Raw genomic sequence first — 14,782 nt, forward strand, 5'->3', positions numbered from 1 at the left:
ATGAACCGAGCCGCATTCGCAGGTTCGGCGAAGGAGAATAATGTCCACCGACACCGATCCCGCACCACGGACGTCGCCGCGCGCTGATGCGTTGCGCTGCAACGAAATTCTGCGCCATGATCTACCCGCCTCGATCGTCGTCTTCCTCGTCGCCCTGCCGCTGTCGCTCGGTATCGCGGTGGCCACCGGCGCGCCGGTCGCCGCCGGGCTGATCGCCGCCGTCGTCGGCGGGATCGTCGCGGGCCTGCTCGGTGGCTCGGTACTGCAGGTCAGTGGTCCCGCTGCGGGGCTGACCGTGGTGGTGGCCGAGGCGATCAACCACTTCGGCTGGGCCGTCACCTGTTTCATCACCGTGCTGGCCGGTGTGCTGCAGGTGCTGTTCGGGTTGAGCCGGATCGCGCGCGCCGCGCTGGCCATCACCCCCGTCGTGGTGCACGCGATGCTCGCGGGTATCGGTATCACCATCGCGCTGCAGCAGGTGCACGTGCTCGTCGGCGGCGCGTCGCAGAGTTCGGCATGGCGCAATATTCTCGAACTGCCGGGCAGGCTGAATGCGCTGCGCGGTGACGCCTTCCTCATCGGCGCGGTGGTCATCGCGATCATGATCGGGTGGAGGTGCCTGCCCGCCCGCGCCAGGGTGGTACCCGGTCCGCTGGTCGCGATCGCGGCGGGCACCGTGCTCTCGCTGCTCCTGCCCGGTGACATCGCCCGAATCACGTTGAGCGGCTCGCTGTTCGACGAGATCGGCCTGCCGCGCATCCCGGACGGCGACTGGTTCGCGGTGGCGGTCACGGTGCTCACGGTGGCGCTGATCGCCAGTGTGGAGAGCCTGCTGTCCGCGGTGGCGGTGGACCGGATGCACACCGGCAAGCGCACCAACTTCGATCGCGAGCTGGTCGGTCAGGGCTGTGCCAATATCACCTCGGGGATGCTCGGCGGGCTGCCGGTCACCGGCGTGATCGTGCGCAGCGCGACCAATGTGCAGGCCGGCGCGCGCAGCCGGGCGTCGGCGGTGCTGCACGGATTCTGGATCCTGCTGTTCTCGGTGGCCCTGGTCGGCCTGGTGCGTCAGATCCCGACCTCGGCGCTGGCGGGACTGCTGATCGTGGTCGGCATCCAGCTGGTGAAGCTGGCGCACATCCGGCTCGCGCGGCGCACCGGCGATCTGCTGATTTACGCGGTCACCGTGCTCGGTGTGGTGTTCCTGAATCTGCTCGACGGCGTATTGCTCGGGCTGGCAACGGCATTCCTGTTGCTGCTGTGGCGGGTGGTCCGGGTGACGGTGGTCGCCGAGGCGGTGCCCGGCGAGTCCGGTGCGTCGCGCTGGCTGGTCACCGTCGACGGCAGCTGCACCTTCCTCGCCGTGCCGAAGCTGTCCGGCGAGCTGGCGAAGGTGCCCGAGGGTGCTGCGGTGACCTTCCAGTTGGTCGTCGACTTCCTCGATCACGTGGCCTGCGAGGCGATCGAGGACTGGGTGCGCAGGCATCGCGCGGGCGGCGGCACGGTGGAGTTCGTCGAACTCGGCGCGGTGCGGATGGCCGCGGCGGTGGCAGGCCCGCCCGCGCGCGGTCACTCCAGGGCGGCGGTGGACGAGGTGATCGGCCCGTGGCGGCGCACGGGCAACCGGGTCGACCCGATCGTGGCCGGTATTTCGGCCTATCACCGCGGTCACGCGCACCTGATGCGACCGCATCTGGCCGAGCTGCGCAACCGCCCCGACGCCGACACCTTCTTCCTGACCTGCGCGGATGCCAGGATCGTGCCCAATGTGATCACCAACAGCGGTCCCGGCGACCTGTTCACCGTGCGCAATGTCGGCAACCTGGTGCCGGTGGACGGCAACGAGGTCTCGGTCGAGGCGGCGCTGATCTTCGCGCTGGAGAAGCTCGACGTGCGCGCGGTGGTGGTGTGCGGGCATTCCAGCTGCGGCGCGATGGACGCGCTGTATCGCGAGGTCCAGGCGGGGCCGGGGCTCGGTGATTGGCTCGCGCACGCGCGCACCAGCCTGGCACGCTTCCGGCGCGGGCATCCGGTGGCCGAAGCCGCGGCGTTCGCCGGATTCTCCGAGGTCGACCAGCTCGCCATGGTGAACGTGGCGGTGCAGCTGGAGACGCTGCACGCGCATCCGGCAGTGTGCAGGGGGGTGGAGGAACGAGGTGTGGCGGTGTCGGGCCTGTTCTTCGACATCGCCACGGCGCGGGTCATCGAGGTGACCGCGGACGGTATCGCCGAATTCGACGATGCGGGCCACCGTGCCGCCGCGGAGCCGGCGTAGCACCGGCCTCCGTCGCTCGGCCGGCACGGTCGGCCCTCAGTGATGCGGGGCACAGTCGCGGCGCTCCTATGGCGCCTGGCACTTTCCGGCAACTTCTCAGTCTTTGCTAAGTCTTTACCAATATTCTTGACGCGTTTTACCGCTCGACCCATTGCCGCGTCGAGAACTGCTTCACCGCGAGATGCCGGTTCGCGGTCTGTGCCCTGCTGGACATGTTGATCGTCAACCGACCTCGGCGACCCGCCGAGTCGGCGAAGGAGAAGTCATGGCTGTCGAGAACGACCTGGCCCCACCGATGACCAGGGAGGTGGGTAGCGGCCGAGGTTCCGCTCCACTGTCCGAACGTTTGAATTCCGTTCTACGCCACGATCTTCCCGCTTCGATCGTGGTTTTTCTTGTCGCATTGCCGCTGTCCCTCGGCATCGCGGTCGCCTCCGGCGCGCCGATCGCCGCCGGTCTGATCGCCGCCGTCGTCGGCGGTATCGTCGCTGGCGCCCTCGGTGGCTCCCCGCTCCAGGTGAGCGGCCCTGCGGCCGGTCTCACCGTAGTGGTCGCCGAGTCGATCAACCAATTCGGCTGGCGCGTCACCAGTTTCATCGTGGTCGCGGCCGGTGTGTTGCAGATCCTGTTCGGCCTCAGCCGGATCGCGCGCGCCGCACTCGCGGTCGCGCCCGTTGTGGTGCACGCGATGCTGGCCGGTATCGGTATCACCATCGCGCTGCAGCAGATTCACGTGCTGCTCGGCGGTTCCTCGCACAGTTCGGCATGGAACAACATCATCGAGCTGCCCGGGCAGCTGCTGAATCTGCACGGCGGTGACGCGTTCGTCGGCGCTGTGGTCATCGTGGTCATGCTGACCTGGCGCTACGTCCCGGAGAAGCTGCGCAAGGTGCCCGGCCCGCTGGTCGCGGTGGTCGTCGGCACCGTGCTCGCCATGGTGCTGCCGACCGGCGCGGAGCGAATCGTGTTGAGCGGCTCGCTGTTCGACGCCATCGCGCTGCCGCGGATTCCGGACGGCGGGTGGTCGTCGATCGCGATGACGGTGCTGACCATCGCGCTGATCGCCAGCGTGGAGAGCCTGCTCTCGGCGGTGGCCGTGGACAAGATGCAGACGGGGCCGCGCACCAACTTCGACCGCGAACTGGTCGGCCAGGGCTCGGCCAATGTGCTGTCGGGCCTGCTCGGTGGCCTGCCGGTCACCGGCGTCATCGTGCGCAGCGCCACCAACGTGCAGGCCGGTGCGCGCAGCAGGGCCTCGGCCGTGCTGCACGGTCTGTGGATTCTGCTGTTCTCGGTCGCGCTGGTCGGCCTGGTGGAACAGATTCCGAAGGCCGCGCTGGCCGGTCTGCTCATCGTGATCGGCATCCAGCTGGTCAAGGTCGGGCATATCAAGCTCGCCCGGCGCACCGGTGATCTGCTCGTCTACGCCGTCACGGTGCTCGGCGTCGTCTTCCTGAACCTGTTGGAGGGCGTCGTGATCGGCCTGGTGCTCGCGTTCGCGCTGCTGCTGTGGCGGGTGGTGCGGGTCGCCATCGTGGCCAAGCCGATTCCGGGATCGCAGCGCTGGCTGGTCGCCATCGACGGCTCGTGCACCTTCCTCGCGTTGCCCAAGCTGTCGGCGGAATTCGCGAAGGTGCCAGCCGGCGCGGACGTCACCGTCGAGATGACCGTCGACTTCCTCGATCACGCCGCCTTCGAGGCCATCGAGGAATGGGTGCGTCAGCAGGAAAGCAGCGGCGGCACTGTCGATTTCGTGGAAATCGGGAGCGCCAAGATGGCCGACGCGACCGCCGGTCCGCCCGCGCGCGGGTTCGGCAGGGCGGTGTGGGACGACATCCTCGGACCGTGGCGGCGCGACGAACCGCATCCGGATCCGGTCACCGCGGGCGTCGCCGCGTACCACCGCAGCCACGCGCACGTGGTGCGGCCACACCTGGACGAGCTACGCGACCGGCAGGACCCGGATTCGTTCTTCCTCACCTGCGCCGATTCGCGGATCGTGCCGAACGTGATCACCAGCAGCGGTCCCGGCGACCTGTTCACCGTGCGCAACGTCGGCAACCTGGTCCCCGCGCTCGGCGATCCTTCGGTGGACGCGGCGCTGGTCTTCGCGCTGGAGGAGCTGAACGTGCGCTCCATCGTGGTTTGCGGGCATTCGGCCTGCGGCGCCATGGCGGCACTGCACTCCGGCGCCGACGCCGGCCCGGAGATCGGCACCTGGCTGGCGCACGCCCGCCCGAGCCTGGACCGGTACCACCGTGGGCATCCGGTGGCCCGCGCGGCCGCGGCCGCGGGTTTCGGCCCGGTCGATCAGCTCAGCATGGTGAATGTGGCTGTGCAGCTGGAAAACCTGCAGCGGCATCCGGCCGTGCGCAAGGCGGTGGCCGAGCGCGGGGTGACGGTGTCGGGGTTGTTCTTCGATATCGCCAGCGCGCGCGTCGTCGAGGTCACCGTGGACGGTGTCGCCCACATCGACGACACCGCACCGGAATTGGTCTGATCCACCGACCGCGAACCCGCCCGGACGCAGTGTCCGGGCGGGTTCGCGTTCTCCGTGGCGGGTGGACCGGATCCGGACTTTTCGTACGCTGGAGAAGATGACTCTCGAAACAGACCGCGTCGCCGCAGTCGACGAGGCCGCGCCGACTCGCTGGCGCGCCTTCCGAAACAAACTGGCCGAGCGACCTACGCTGAACCTCGCCTACCGGATCGGGGTCGCGGCCGTCGGCGTCGCGGTGCTGATCGTCGGGATACTGGCGATTCCCTATCCCGGACCCGGCTGGGCGATCGTGTTCGCCGGACTCGGCATCCTCGCCACCGAATTCGCCTGGGCGCGCAAGGCGCTCGGCTGGTTGCGGGCCAAGTACCGGCAGGGTATGGCCTGGTACTCCGCGCGGGGTGCGGCCATGCGGGTGTTCGCGGCGCTGGCTACCGTTGCGCTTGTCCTCGCGACACTGTGGATATTGGGCACCTTCGGGATGATCGGCAGCTGGATCGGAGTCGAATGGCAATGGTTACGCAGTCCCCTGAATCCGTGAGTACCGTCCCGGGGCGGATGCTCACCGAGCCGGACTGGCTGACCGCGCGGATCGCGGAGATGGGTCAGTCGTGGGGGACCACCTCGCCGCGGATCGGCGGCACCCTGTGGTGGTGCATGGTCGCCTCCGCGCTGGTGCAGCAGCTCGCCGCCGCCTACGCGCGCGAGGAATCGGCGCCGGGCCCCGCGCTGGATCGGCTGGACTGCGAGGTACGCCCGGACGGCGGCGTCGACCGCATCCACGTGCTCGCCGTCGACGAGGCCGATGCCGCCGAGTGCGGCGCCGTGCTGCGGGAGACGCTGGCGACGGTGATCCCCGCGGTCGCGGCGGTCTCCGGCGCCGGGGTGCCGTCGCTGTGGGCGATCGTGGCCGATGCCATCGGCAATCGGGCGCTGGACGCGGGCTCCGCCGAGGCGGGCGCGCGGCTCGCGGCGGAGGTCGGCGGGAAGCTGCCGGTGCCGCGGTTCGTCGAGATCGGCGGGCGCACCTTCGTACGGCGGATCTCCTGCTGCCTGGTGTTCGAGGTGCCCGGCTGCCAGATGTGCACCAGCTGCCCGAAACGCCCGGCCGCCGAACGCGAGTCGCTACTCGCCGATCTCGCGGCCGAGAACTGAACAATTCGGGCCGGTGTGCGCGGGCCCGTCCGCGACGCGAAGTGACCGCAACCGCACGACCGGTATGAGACGCGCGGAGCTGGGCTAGTTAGCATTGTCGCGCCGGAGCAACGTGCTCGCGGCTCGATCACTCGCGGGAACACGCCCGCACACGAACGCCAAGGAGAGCGCCGCCGTGACCACCTCAGCCCTTATCCCCCCTGTCGCCCTCGTCCGGGTGCCGGCCGGGACGACGGCGGGTGCCGCGGTGCGTGAGGCCGGCCTGCCGACCAAGGGCCCGGACACCATCGTCGTCGTCCGCTACGAGGGCGAGCTGAAGGATCTGTCCTGGACCCCGGACGCCGATGTCGAGGTGACCGCGGTCGCCGCCAACACCCAGGACGGGCGCAACGTCATCCGGCATTCGACCGCGCATGTGCTCGCCCAGGCCGTGCAGCAGGAATTCCCGGACGCCAAGCTCGGCATCGGCCCGTTCATCAAGGACGGCTTCTACTACGACTTCCAGGTCGAAAAGCCGTTCACCCCCGAGGATCTGGCCAAGCTGGAATCGCGGATGAAGAAGATCATCAAAGGCGCGCAGCGATTCTCGCGCCGGGTGGTCGAAATCGAGGACGCGCGCGTCGAACTGGCCAAGGAGCCGTTCAAGCTCGAGCTCATCGACGACAAGTCCGGCGTGGACGATCCCGAGGTCATGGAGGTCGGCGGTAAAGAGCTGACCATCTACGACAACCTGGATCCGCGCACCGGCGAACGCATATGGGCCGACCTGTGCCGCGGCCCGCACATCCCCACCACCAAGTTCATCCCCGCGTTCAAGCTGACCCGCAGCTCCGCCGCCTACTGGCGCGGCGATCAGAGCCGCGAGGATCTGCAGCGCGTCTACGGCACCGCCTGGGAATCGCAGGAGGCGCTCGACGAGCACATGCACCTGCTCGCCGAGGCCGAGCGCCGCGACCACCGCAAGCTCGGCCTGGAGCTGGACCTGTTCAGCTTCCCGGACGAGCTCGGCTCGGGTCTGCCGGTGTTCCATCCCAAGGGCGGCATCATCCGCAAGGAGATGGAGGAGTACTCGCGCGGCCGTCACATCGCCGCGGGCTACGAATTCGTCAATACGCCGCACCTGACCAAGGGGCATCTGTACGAGATCTCCGGTCACCTGGACTGGTACCGCGACGGCATGTTCCCGGCAATGCACCTGGACGCCGAGCTCAACGAGGACGGCACCGTCCGCAAGCCCGGCCAGGACTACTACGTCAAGCCGATGAACTGCCCGATGCACAACCTGATCTTCCGTGCCCGCGGCCGGTCGTATCGGGAACTTCCGCTGCGGCTGTTCGAATTCGGCTCGGTCTACCGCTACGAGAAGTCCGGCGTCATCCACGGCCTCACCAGGGTGCGCGGCATGACCCAGGACGACGCGCACATCTACTGCACCAAAGAGCAGATGCACGCGGAGCTGACCAGCACCCTGCAGTTCGTGCTGGACCTGCTCAAGGATTACGGCCTCGACGACTTCTACCTCGAGCTGTCCACCAAGGATCCGAAGAAGTTCGTCGGCTCCGACGAGATCTGGGAGGAGGCGACCGAGACGCTGTCCAAGGTCGCCTCGGCCTCCGGTCTGGAGCTGGTCCCGGATCCGGGCGGCGCCGCCTTCTACGGCCCGAAGATCTCGGTGCAGGCCAAGGACGCGCTCGGGCGCACCTGGCAGATGTCGACCATTCAGCTCGACTTCAACCTGCCCGAGCGGTTCAACCTGGAGTACACCGCGCCCGACGGCACCAAGCAGCAGCCGGTGATGATCCACCGCGCGCTCTTCGGTTCGATCGAGCGCTTCTTCGGCGTGCTCACCGAGCACTATGCCGGCGCATTCCCCGCGTGGCTCTCGCCGGTGCAGGTCGTCGGCATCCCGGTCGCGGAAACCTTTGCGCCGCACCTGGATCGGGTGATCGAGCAGCTGCAGGACGCGGGTATCCGCGCCCAGGTCGACCGCAGCGACGACCGGATGCAGAAGAAGATCTTCAACAACACCGCGCAGAAGGTGCCGTTCATGCTGCTCGCCGGTGAGCGCGACGTGACGGCGGGCGCGGTGAGCTTCCGTTTCCGCGACGGCACGCAGGTCAACGGCGTGCCGGTGGCCGACGCGGTCGCGACCATCACGGAGTGGATCACAAACCGCGAGAACGCCTCGCCCACGGCGGAGGGGTTCGAGATCAGGACGGCGCAGGCATGAGGGTCAGTCCCGCGAATGCCTTGGAGGGCACAGCATGACCGAACGCACGGTGCCGGACGGTCTGACCGACCTGACCGACGCCGCGGATCAGGAGAGCATCGTGGATCAGGGCGCCGGGGAACCGGACCGGCTGCAGCGACTGTGGACGCCGTACCGGATGTCCTATATCGCCGAGGCCGCGGGCGCCGACCGCAAGGACAGCACCGGCCACCCGTTCACCGACATCCCGAAGATGTCGGACGAGGACGGCCTGGTCATCGCCCGCGGTGAGCTGGTGTACGCGGTGCTCAACCTGTACCCGTACAACCCCGGCCACATGATGGTGGTGCCCTACCGCAAGGTGGCCAACCTGGAGGACCTCACCGACGCGGAGAGCGTCGAGCTGATGCACTTCACCCAGCAGGCGATCCGGGTGATGAAGAAGGTGTCGCGGCCGCACGGATTCAACGTGGGGCTGAATCTCGGTGGCGTGGCCGGTGGTTCGCTGGCCGACCACCTGCACCAGCACATCGTCCCGCGCTGGGGCGGCGACGCGAACTTCATCACCGTCATCGGCGGCTCGAAGGTCATGCCGCAGCTGCTGCGCGAGACCAGGGCGCTGCTGTCGCAGGCATGGAAGGAAGTCGAGTAGCGATGCTCAGCTTCTTCGGCCGCGAGACGTTCTCCAAAGCGACTGCGCCGCTGGGCAAAGCGCTGGTGAGCACGGGGCTCACCCCCGACGCGATGACGCTGATCGGTACCACCGCCTCGATCGCGGCCGCGGTCACCCTGTTCCCGACCGGACATCTGTTCTGGGGAACCATGGTGATCTGGCTGTTCGTCATGTTCGACATGCTCGACGGCGCGATGGCGCGCGCACGCGGCGGCGGCACGAAATACGGTGCGGTGCTCGACGCCACCTGTGACCGGGTGGCCGACGGCGCCATCTTCGCCGGGCTCGCCTGGTGGGCGGTGTATCACGAGCAGCACAAGCCGCTGTTCTTCGCGACGCTGGTGGTTCTCGTTACCTCCCAGGTGATTTCGTACGCCAAGGCGCGCGCCGAGGCCAGTGGGCTTTCGGCCGACGGCGGCATCATCGAGCGGCCGGACCGGCTGATCATCGTGCTCGTCGGCGCCGGATTCACCGGTATCGGCGGCTACTGGGGCATCGACTGGCTCACCTACGCGGTGCATGTCGCGATGTGGGTCCTGGCCGTGCTGAGCATCGTCACGGTGTTCCAGCGGGTGCTCGCGGTGCGGAATTCGCCGGGTGCCCGCGACGTCATCCCGCCGAGTCAGCCGGGTCCGGCGGCGCAGGAGGCGCGGTGAAGGTGCCCCTCGGCCGGATGCGGCCGCAGGGTGTGACCGGTCGGTCTTGCGCGGTGCGGGTGCGCTCCGGTCGAATGGTGTTGCGGCAAACAGGGGAGAGATCGTGAGTATCGGCGAGCGCCTCAGCGACCTCGGCTACGCGGCGGGCTGGCGGCTGGTCCGCGCGCTGCCGGACCGGGCGGCGCGCAGGCTCTTCGACTGGGGCGCCGATCGGGCGGCGCGTGACGGCGGCCCGATGCAATTGCGGCGCAACCTGTCCCGTGTCCTCGGCGGGACTCCCGACGAGGTGCCCGACGACCTGATCCGGGCGAGTATGCGTTCCTACGCCAGGTATTGGCGCGAGGCGTTCCGGCTGCCGTCGATGGACCATGTGGCGCTCGGCAACGCGCTGCGGGTGGACGGGGTGGAGAACCTCGAGGCGGCGCTGGCGCGCGGTCGCGGCGTGGTGCTGGTGCTGCCGCATTCGGGCAACTGGGATATGGCCGGGGTGTGGCTGGTGCAGAACCACGGTCGGCTCACCACCGTCATGGAGCGGTTGAAGCCGGAATCGCTGTTCGAGCGCTTCATCGCCTACCGCGAGATCCTCGGTTTCGAGGTGTTCCCGCTGACCGGTGGCGAGCAGCCGCCGTTCGCGACGATGGCGGCCAGGCTGCGGGAGAACGGAGTGGTCTGCCTGATGGGGGAGCGCGATCTCACCGGAAAAGGCGTGCCGGTGACCATGTTCGGCGAGCGCACCTGGCTGCCCGCCGGTGCCGCCAAGCTCGCCATCGAAACCGGCGCGGCACTGATCCCGGTGCACCTGTGGTTCACCGACGACGCCGACGGCAGGGAAGGCTGGGGCATGAAAACCGAAGCACCGCTGGATGTTTCGGGCGGCGTCGCGGCGGCCACCCAGCTGCTCGCCGATCGGTTCGCGGCGAATATCGCCGAGCATCCCGCGGATTGGCACATGCTGCAGCCGATGTTCGCCGGCGATCTGTCCGAGGCCAGGCTCGCGCGCATCGCCGAGGCGCAGCGCGGCGTCGCCCAGCGGGACAGCCCGGATCCGGCGGAGGGCACCGCGTGAAAATCGGTATGGTCTGCCCCTATTCGTTCGATGTGCCCGGTGGCGTGCAGGCGCACGTCGTCGAGCTGGCGCGGGTGTTCATCGAGCGCGGGCACAAGGTGAGCGTGCTCGCGCCCGCCGCGGAGGACACCGTGCTACCCGACTTCGTGGTGTCCGCGGGCCGCGCGGTCGCCATTCCGTACAACGGGTCGGTGGCGCGGCTGTCCTTCGGGCCCATGGCCTACACCAGGATTCGCCGCTGGATCGACGGCAACGACTTCGACGTGCTGCACATCCACGAGCCCAACGCGCCGAGCCTTTCCATGCTCGCGCTGAAGATCGCCGAGGGCCCGATCGTCGCGACCTTCCACACCTCGACCACGAAATCGTTGGTGCTCAGCACCTTTCAAGGGGTACTGCGGCCCTATCACGAGAAGATCAGCGGGCGGATCGCGGTCTCGGAGCTGGCGCGGCGCTGGCAGGTCGAGGCGCTCGGCTCCGACGCGGTGGAGATCCCCAACGGGGTCGACGTGCCCGCGTTCGCGCGCGCGCCGATGCTGCCCGGCTACCCGCGCCGGGGCGGCACCGTCCTGTTCCTCGGCCGCTACGACGAGCCGCGCAAGGGGATGGAGGTGCTGTTGGCGGCACTGCCCGAGCTGGCGCGCCGCCATCCCGGCATCGAGATACTCATCGTCGGCCGCGGTGACGAGGACCGGTTGCGCCGCGAGGCCGGGCCGCTCGCCGGGCATTTACGCTTCCTCGGTCAGGTATCGGATGCGGAGAAGGCCTCGGCGATGCGCAGCGCGGACGTCTACGTCGCGCCCAATCTCGGCGGGGAGAGTTTCGGCATCATCCTGATCGAGGCCATGGCCGCCGGCACGCCGGTGGTGGCCAGCGAATTGGACGCCTTCCGCAGAGTTTTGCGCGACGGCGCCGCGGGAATGCTTGTGCCGGTAGGTGATTCGGCCAGGCTGGCCGGGGCCATCGAGACCGTGCTCACCGATCGGGAGCGCCGGGACGCGCTGGTGCGCACGGCAACCCAGGTGGTCGGCGAGTACGACTGGCCGGTGGTGGCCGAGCAGATCCTGCGGGTGTACGAGACGGTGACCGTCGGCGACGTGCGGGTGCGGGCCGCCGGATGATCACCTTCTCCGCCACCACGGTGCTCGTCCTCGCGCTGATCGCCGCGGTGCTCATCGCGATCGGCATCTGGGCGTACTCCACGGCCAACCGGCTCGACCGGCTGCACGTGCGGTCCGACCAGGCCTGGCTCGCCCTCGACGCGGCGCTGGACCGGCGCGCGGTGGTCGCCAGGTCGGTGGCCATGGCCATCGCGGGGCCGGTTTCCGACGCGACACTCACCGACCAGGCTCGGCGGCTGTCCGCACTGGCCGATCGCGCCGAGCGGGCCGATCGCGGCGAGCGCGAAACCGTCGAAAACCAACTCTCCGCGGCACTTTCGGCGGTAGACATCGGCCAGCTGCGCCCGCAGCTCGTCGCCGAACTCGCCGACGCCGAGGCGCGGGTGCTGATCGCGCGCCGCTTCCACAACGACGCGGTCCGCGACACCCTCGCGCTGCGCACCCGCAGGCCGGTGCGCATCCTGCATCTCGGCGGCACCGCGCCGCTGCCCACCTACTTCGAGATCACCGAACGGGCCACCCCCGCCGCCTCGACCGGGCTCGCGGTGGACACCATCCGCACCACCGCGCGCGTGGTGCTGCTCGACGAGCACGACCGGGTACTGCTGTTGCGCGGCAACGATCCCCAAACCCCCGAGGTGTCGTTCTGGTTCACCATCGGCGGCGGTGTCGAGCCGGGGGAGAACCTGCGCACGGCCGCGGTGCGTGAGCTGTACGAGGAGACCGGATATCGGGCCGAGCCCGAGGCGTTGCGCGGTCCGATCTGGCGCCGGGTCGCGGTGTTCCCGTTCAACGGCGAGCTGATCCGCTCCGAGGAACTGTTCTTCGTGCTGCGGGTGCGCGCCTACGAACCGCAGCCCGCGAATCTGACGTTCATCGAACGCCGCTCCATCTCCGGGCACAAATGGTGCACCACCGCCGATATCGCGGGGCTGGACCAGTCGGGCGAAACCGTCTACCCGTACCACCTGGATCAGCTGCTCGCCGAGGCCACCGAGGCCGCCGCGGCGAACGGTGACCTCGAGGTCCGCTCCATCCGCTGACGCGCTCGGCCCGCCGATCGGCGGAATCCGGTGCGTTCGCGCCGCGCCCATGCGCGCGGTCCACTGCGATTCACAGAGCCTGTGACAGGTGTCACCGCGTGGTAGGGTCGCGACCGGTTGTGGCGCTGGACAGCGACGTCAGGCGTCGTGTTCGGTGCAGTGCGGAAGTGAGTAGTCCATGTCGTACCTGTTGTTCGATTTCCTCGAGCCGATTCTCGGCACCGCCGCCGCCCAGTATTGGGCAGAGTTGCTGGTGATCAACCCGGTCTGACCTACGGCGCCTCCTGGCTCGGGTGTGACAAGGCCAGTCGTGTTCAACTGGCTATCAAGTGGCCTGATCGGCACGCCTAGAATTGGGCTGATTCGATCCCTTGCGACCCGATTGCGCACATGACCCAGGAGTTTGCCGTGACTACGCCCGAGACCACTCAGACCATCGGCACCGCCCGCGTGAAGCGCGGTATGGCCGAGATGCTCAAGGGTGGTGTGATCATGGATGTCGTCACCGCCGAGCAGGCCAAGATCGCCGAAGACGCCGGTGCCGTCGCGGTCATGGCGCTCGAGCGGGTGCCCGCCGATATCCGTGCGCAGGGCGGCGTGTCCCGGATGAGCGATCCGGACATGATCGAGGGCATCATCGGCGCCGTCTCCATCCCGGTGATGGCCAAGGCCCGCATCGGCCACTTCGTCGAGGCGCAGATCCTGCAGAGCCTCGGTGTCGACTACATCGACGAGTCCGAGGTGCTGACCCCCGCCGACTACGCCAACCACATCGACAAGTGGAACTTCACCGTTCCCTTCGTCTGCGGCGCCACCAACCTGGGTGAGGCGCTGCGCCGGATCACCGAGGGCGCGGCCATGATTCGCTCCAAGGGCGAGGCGGGCACCGGCGACGTCTCCAACGCCACCACCCACATGCGCCAGATCCGCCAGGAGATCCGCAAGCTCGCGTCGCTGCCCGAGGACGAGCTGTTCGTCGCCGCCAAGGAACTGCAGGCGCCCTACGAGCTGGTCCGTGAGATCGCCGAGACCGGCAAGCTGCCCGTCGTGCTGTTCACCGCGGGCGGCATCGCCACCCCGGCCGACGCCGCGATGATGATGCAGCTCGGCGCCGAGGGCGTCTTCGTCGGCTCCGGCATCTTCAAGTCCGGCAACCCGGCCCAGCGCGCCGCCGCCATCGTCAAGGCCACCACCTTCTACGACGACCCGGACGTGCTGGCCAAGGTCTCGCGCGGCCTCGGCGAGGCCATGGTCGGCATCAATGTCGAAGAGATCGCCCAGCCCCACCGCCTGGCCGAACGCGGCTGGTGAGCTGACACCGCCACGGCGGCAAGACAACTCGACCACGCGAGCAGGGATACCGAGGGGTCCCTGCTCGCGTGCGTTCGGGCTCAGAGCAAACCGTGCGCGTGCGCGTAGATGGCGGCCTGGGTTCGATCGCGAACTCCCAAGCGGCTCAAGATATTCGACACGTGATTCTTCACCGTACCCTCGCTCAGATACAGCGACCGCGCGATCTCCCGATTGGCGGCGCCGCCCGCCAGCAGCCGTAGCACCGCCAGCTCACGCGGGGTGAGCTCGACGACGGCCGTGCTGGGCGCGGCCGCCCGCACCATCGCCGCGAGCCGCCCGGACACCGCGGCCGAATACTGGTCGACACCCGCGTGGACGAGTCGCACCGCCTGAGCGAGTTCGGCGGCAGGCAAGTCTTTCAGCAGATAGCCGGACGCGCCGGCGCGCAGCGCACGCACGATGTAGTCGTCGTCATCGAAGGTCGTCAACATCAGCACCTTCGCCTGCCCGCGCAGCATCCCGGCCGCCTCGACCCCGTCCACACCGGGCATCCGCACATCCATCAGCACCACATCGGGATTCATCCGCCGCACGAGTTCGACCGCCTCCGAACCGTTTTCGGCCGCCCCGAGCACCTCGATCCCCGGCTGCAACGCCAGTAGCGCCGCAATTCCCTCCCGAACCAGCCGCTCGTCGTCGGCGATCACCACCCGCACGGGAGCCGTCGTGTTCATAGGACTGCCCCGCTGTTGTCCGCACCGTGTTCGGTGGCGTCGAGCGCGGTAATCCAGGGG

12 protein-coding genes are annotated in these 14,782 nt (G+C 68.7%); 11 read left to right on the top strand and 1 reads right to left on the bottom strand.

The genetic code is table 11. From position 1 onward, the window contains the following. The first annotated feature begins 40 nt into the window (after positions 1 to 40). The 11 genes from ACIG5A_RS43140 to pdxS all read left to right on the top strand — a co-directional run bounded on the left by ACIG5A_RS43140 (position 41) and on the right by pdxS (position 14,006). Complete coding sequence (locus ACIG5A_RS43140) at positions 41 to 2,275, top strand: SulP family inorganic anion transporter (protein ID WP_397251343.1); 2,235 nt, start codon at positions 41 to 43, stop codon at positions 2,273 to 2,275. Positions 2,276 to 2,540: 265 nt separating this feature from the next. Then, on the top strand, positions 2,541 to 4,775 hold the full coding sequence (locus tag ACIG5A_RS43145) for a solute carrier family 23 protein (RefSeq protein WP_397251345.1): 2,235 nt from the start codon (positions 2,541 to 2,543) through the stop codon (positions 4,773 to 4,775). Positions 4,776 to 4,872: 97 nt separating this feature from the next. Beyond that, entirely contained in the window at positions 4,873 to 5,313 is a 441-nt protein-coding gene (locus tag ACIG5A_RS43150; RefSeq protein WP_397251347.1) for a TIGR02611 family protein, read from the top strand. Beyond that, the gene (locus tag ACIG5A_RS43155) at positions 5,310 to 5,927 is read left to right on the top strand and encodes a (2Fe-2S)-binding protein (protein ID WP_397251349.1); all 618 of its coding nucleotides are present in this window, start codon (positions 5,310 to 5,312) and stop codon (positions 5,925 to 5,927) included. Before ACIG5A_RS43150 ends, ACIG5A_RS43155 begins: the two co-directional genes overlap by 4 nt. A 175-nt stretch (positions 5,928 to 6,102) precedes the next feature. Continuing rightward, positions 6,103 to 8,157: a threonine--tRNA ligase gene (gene thrS, locus ACIG5A_RS43160; RefSeq protein ID WP_397251351.1), complete on the top strand. Its 2,055-nt coding sequence runs from the start codon at positions 6,103 to 6,105 to the stop codon at positions 8,155 to 8,157. Positions 8,158 to 8,191: 34 nt separating this feature from the next. Then, a complete protein-coding gene (locus ACIG5A_RS43165) occupies positions 8,192 to 8,788 on the top strand; it encodes an HIT family protein (protein WP_397251353.1) in 597 nt (198 codons plus the stop codon). A gap of 2 nt (positions 8,789 to 8,790) precedes the next feature. Further along, complete coding sequence (gene pgsA, locus ACIG5A_RS43170) at positions 8,791 to 9,465, top strand: phosphatidylinositol phosphate synthase (protein WP_397251355.1); 675 nt, start codon at positions 8,791 to 8,793, stop codon at positions 9,463 to 9,465. Positions 9,466 to 9,568: 103 nt separating this feature from the next. Next, positions 9,569 to 10,531 carry a phosphatidylinositol mannoside acyltransferase gene (locus ACIG5A_RS43175; protein WP_397251357.1) on the top strand — a complete coding sequence of 321 codons (963 nt, stop codon included), beginning with the start codon at positions 9,569 to 9,571 and terminating at the stop codon, positions 10,529 to 10,531. After that, positions 10,528 to 11,652 carry a glycosyltransferase family 4 protein gene (locus ACIG5A_RS43180; protein WP_397251359.1) on the top strand — a complete coding sequence of 375 codons (1,125 nt, stop codon included), beginning with the start codon at positions 10,528 to 10,530 and terminating at the stop codon, positions 11,650 to 11,652. The genes ACIG5A_RS43175 and ACIG5A_RS43180 overlap by 4 nt, the downstream gene beginning before the upstream one ends. After that, a complete protein-coding gene (locus ACIG5A_RS43185) occupies positions 11,652 to 12,695 on the top strand; it encodes an NUDIX domain-containing protein (protein WP_397251567.1) in 1,044 nt (347 codons plus the stop codon). Before ACIG5A_RS43180 ends, ACIG5A_RS43185 begins: the two co-directional genes overlap by 1 nt. Positions 12,696 to 13,085: 390 nt before the next feature. Continuing rightward, positions 13,086 to 14,006 carry a pyridoxal 5'-phosphate synthase lyase subunit PdxS gene (gene pdxS / locus ACIG5A_RS43190; protein ID WP_397251361.1) on the top strand — a complete coding sequence of 307 codons (921 nt, stop codon included), beginning with the start codon at positions 13,086 to 13,088 and terminating at the stop codon, positions 14,004 to 14,006. 80 nt (positions 14,007 to 14,086) lie between these two features. On the opposite strand, the gene ACIG5A_RS43195 is transcribed toward pdxS, so the two are convergent. Then, positions 14,087 to 14,722, bottom strand: coding sequence for a response regulator (locus tag ACIG5A_RS43195; protein WP_397251363.1), 636 nt, complete (start codon positions 14,720 to 14,722; stop codon positions 14,087 to 14,089). Between the last annotated feature and the right edge of the window lie 60 nt (positions 14,723 to 14,782).

It is taken from the genome of Nocardia sp. NPDC052566 (assembly GCF_044547285.1).
GTDB lineage: Bacteria > Actinomycetota > Actinomycetes > Mycobacteriales > Mycobacteriaceae > Nocardia.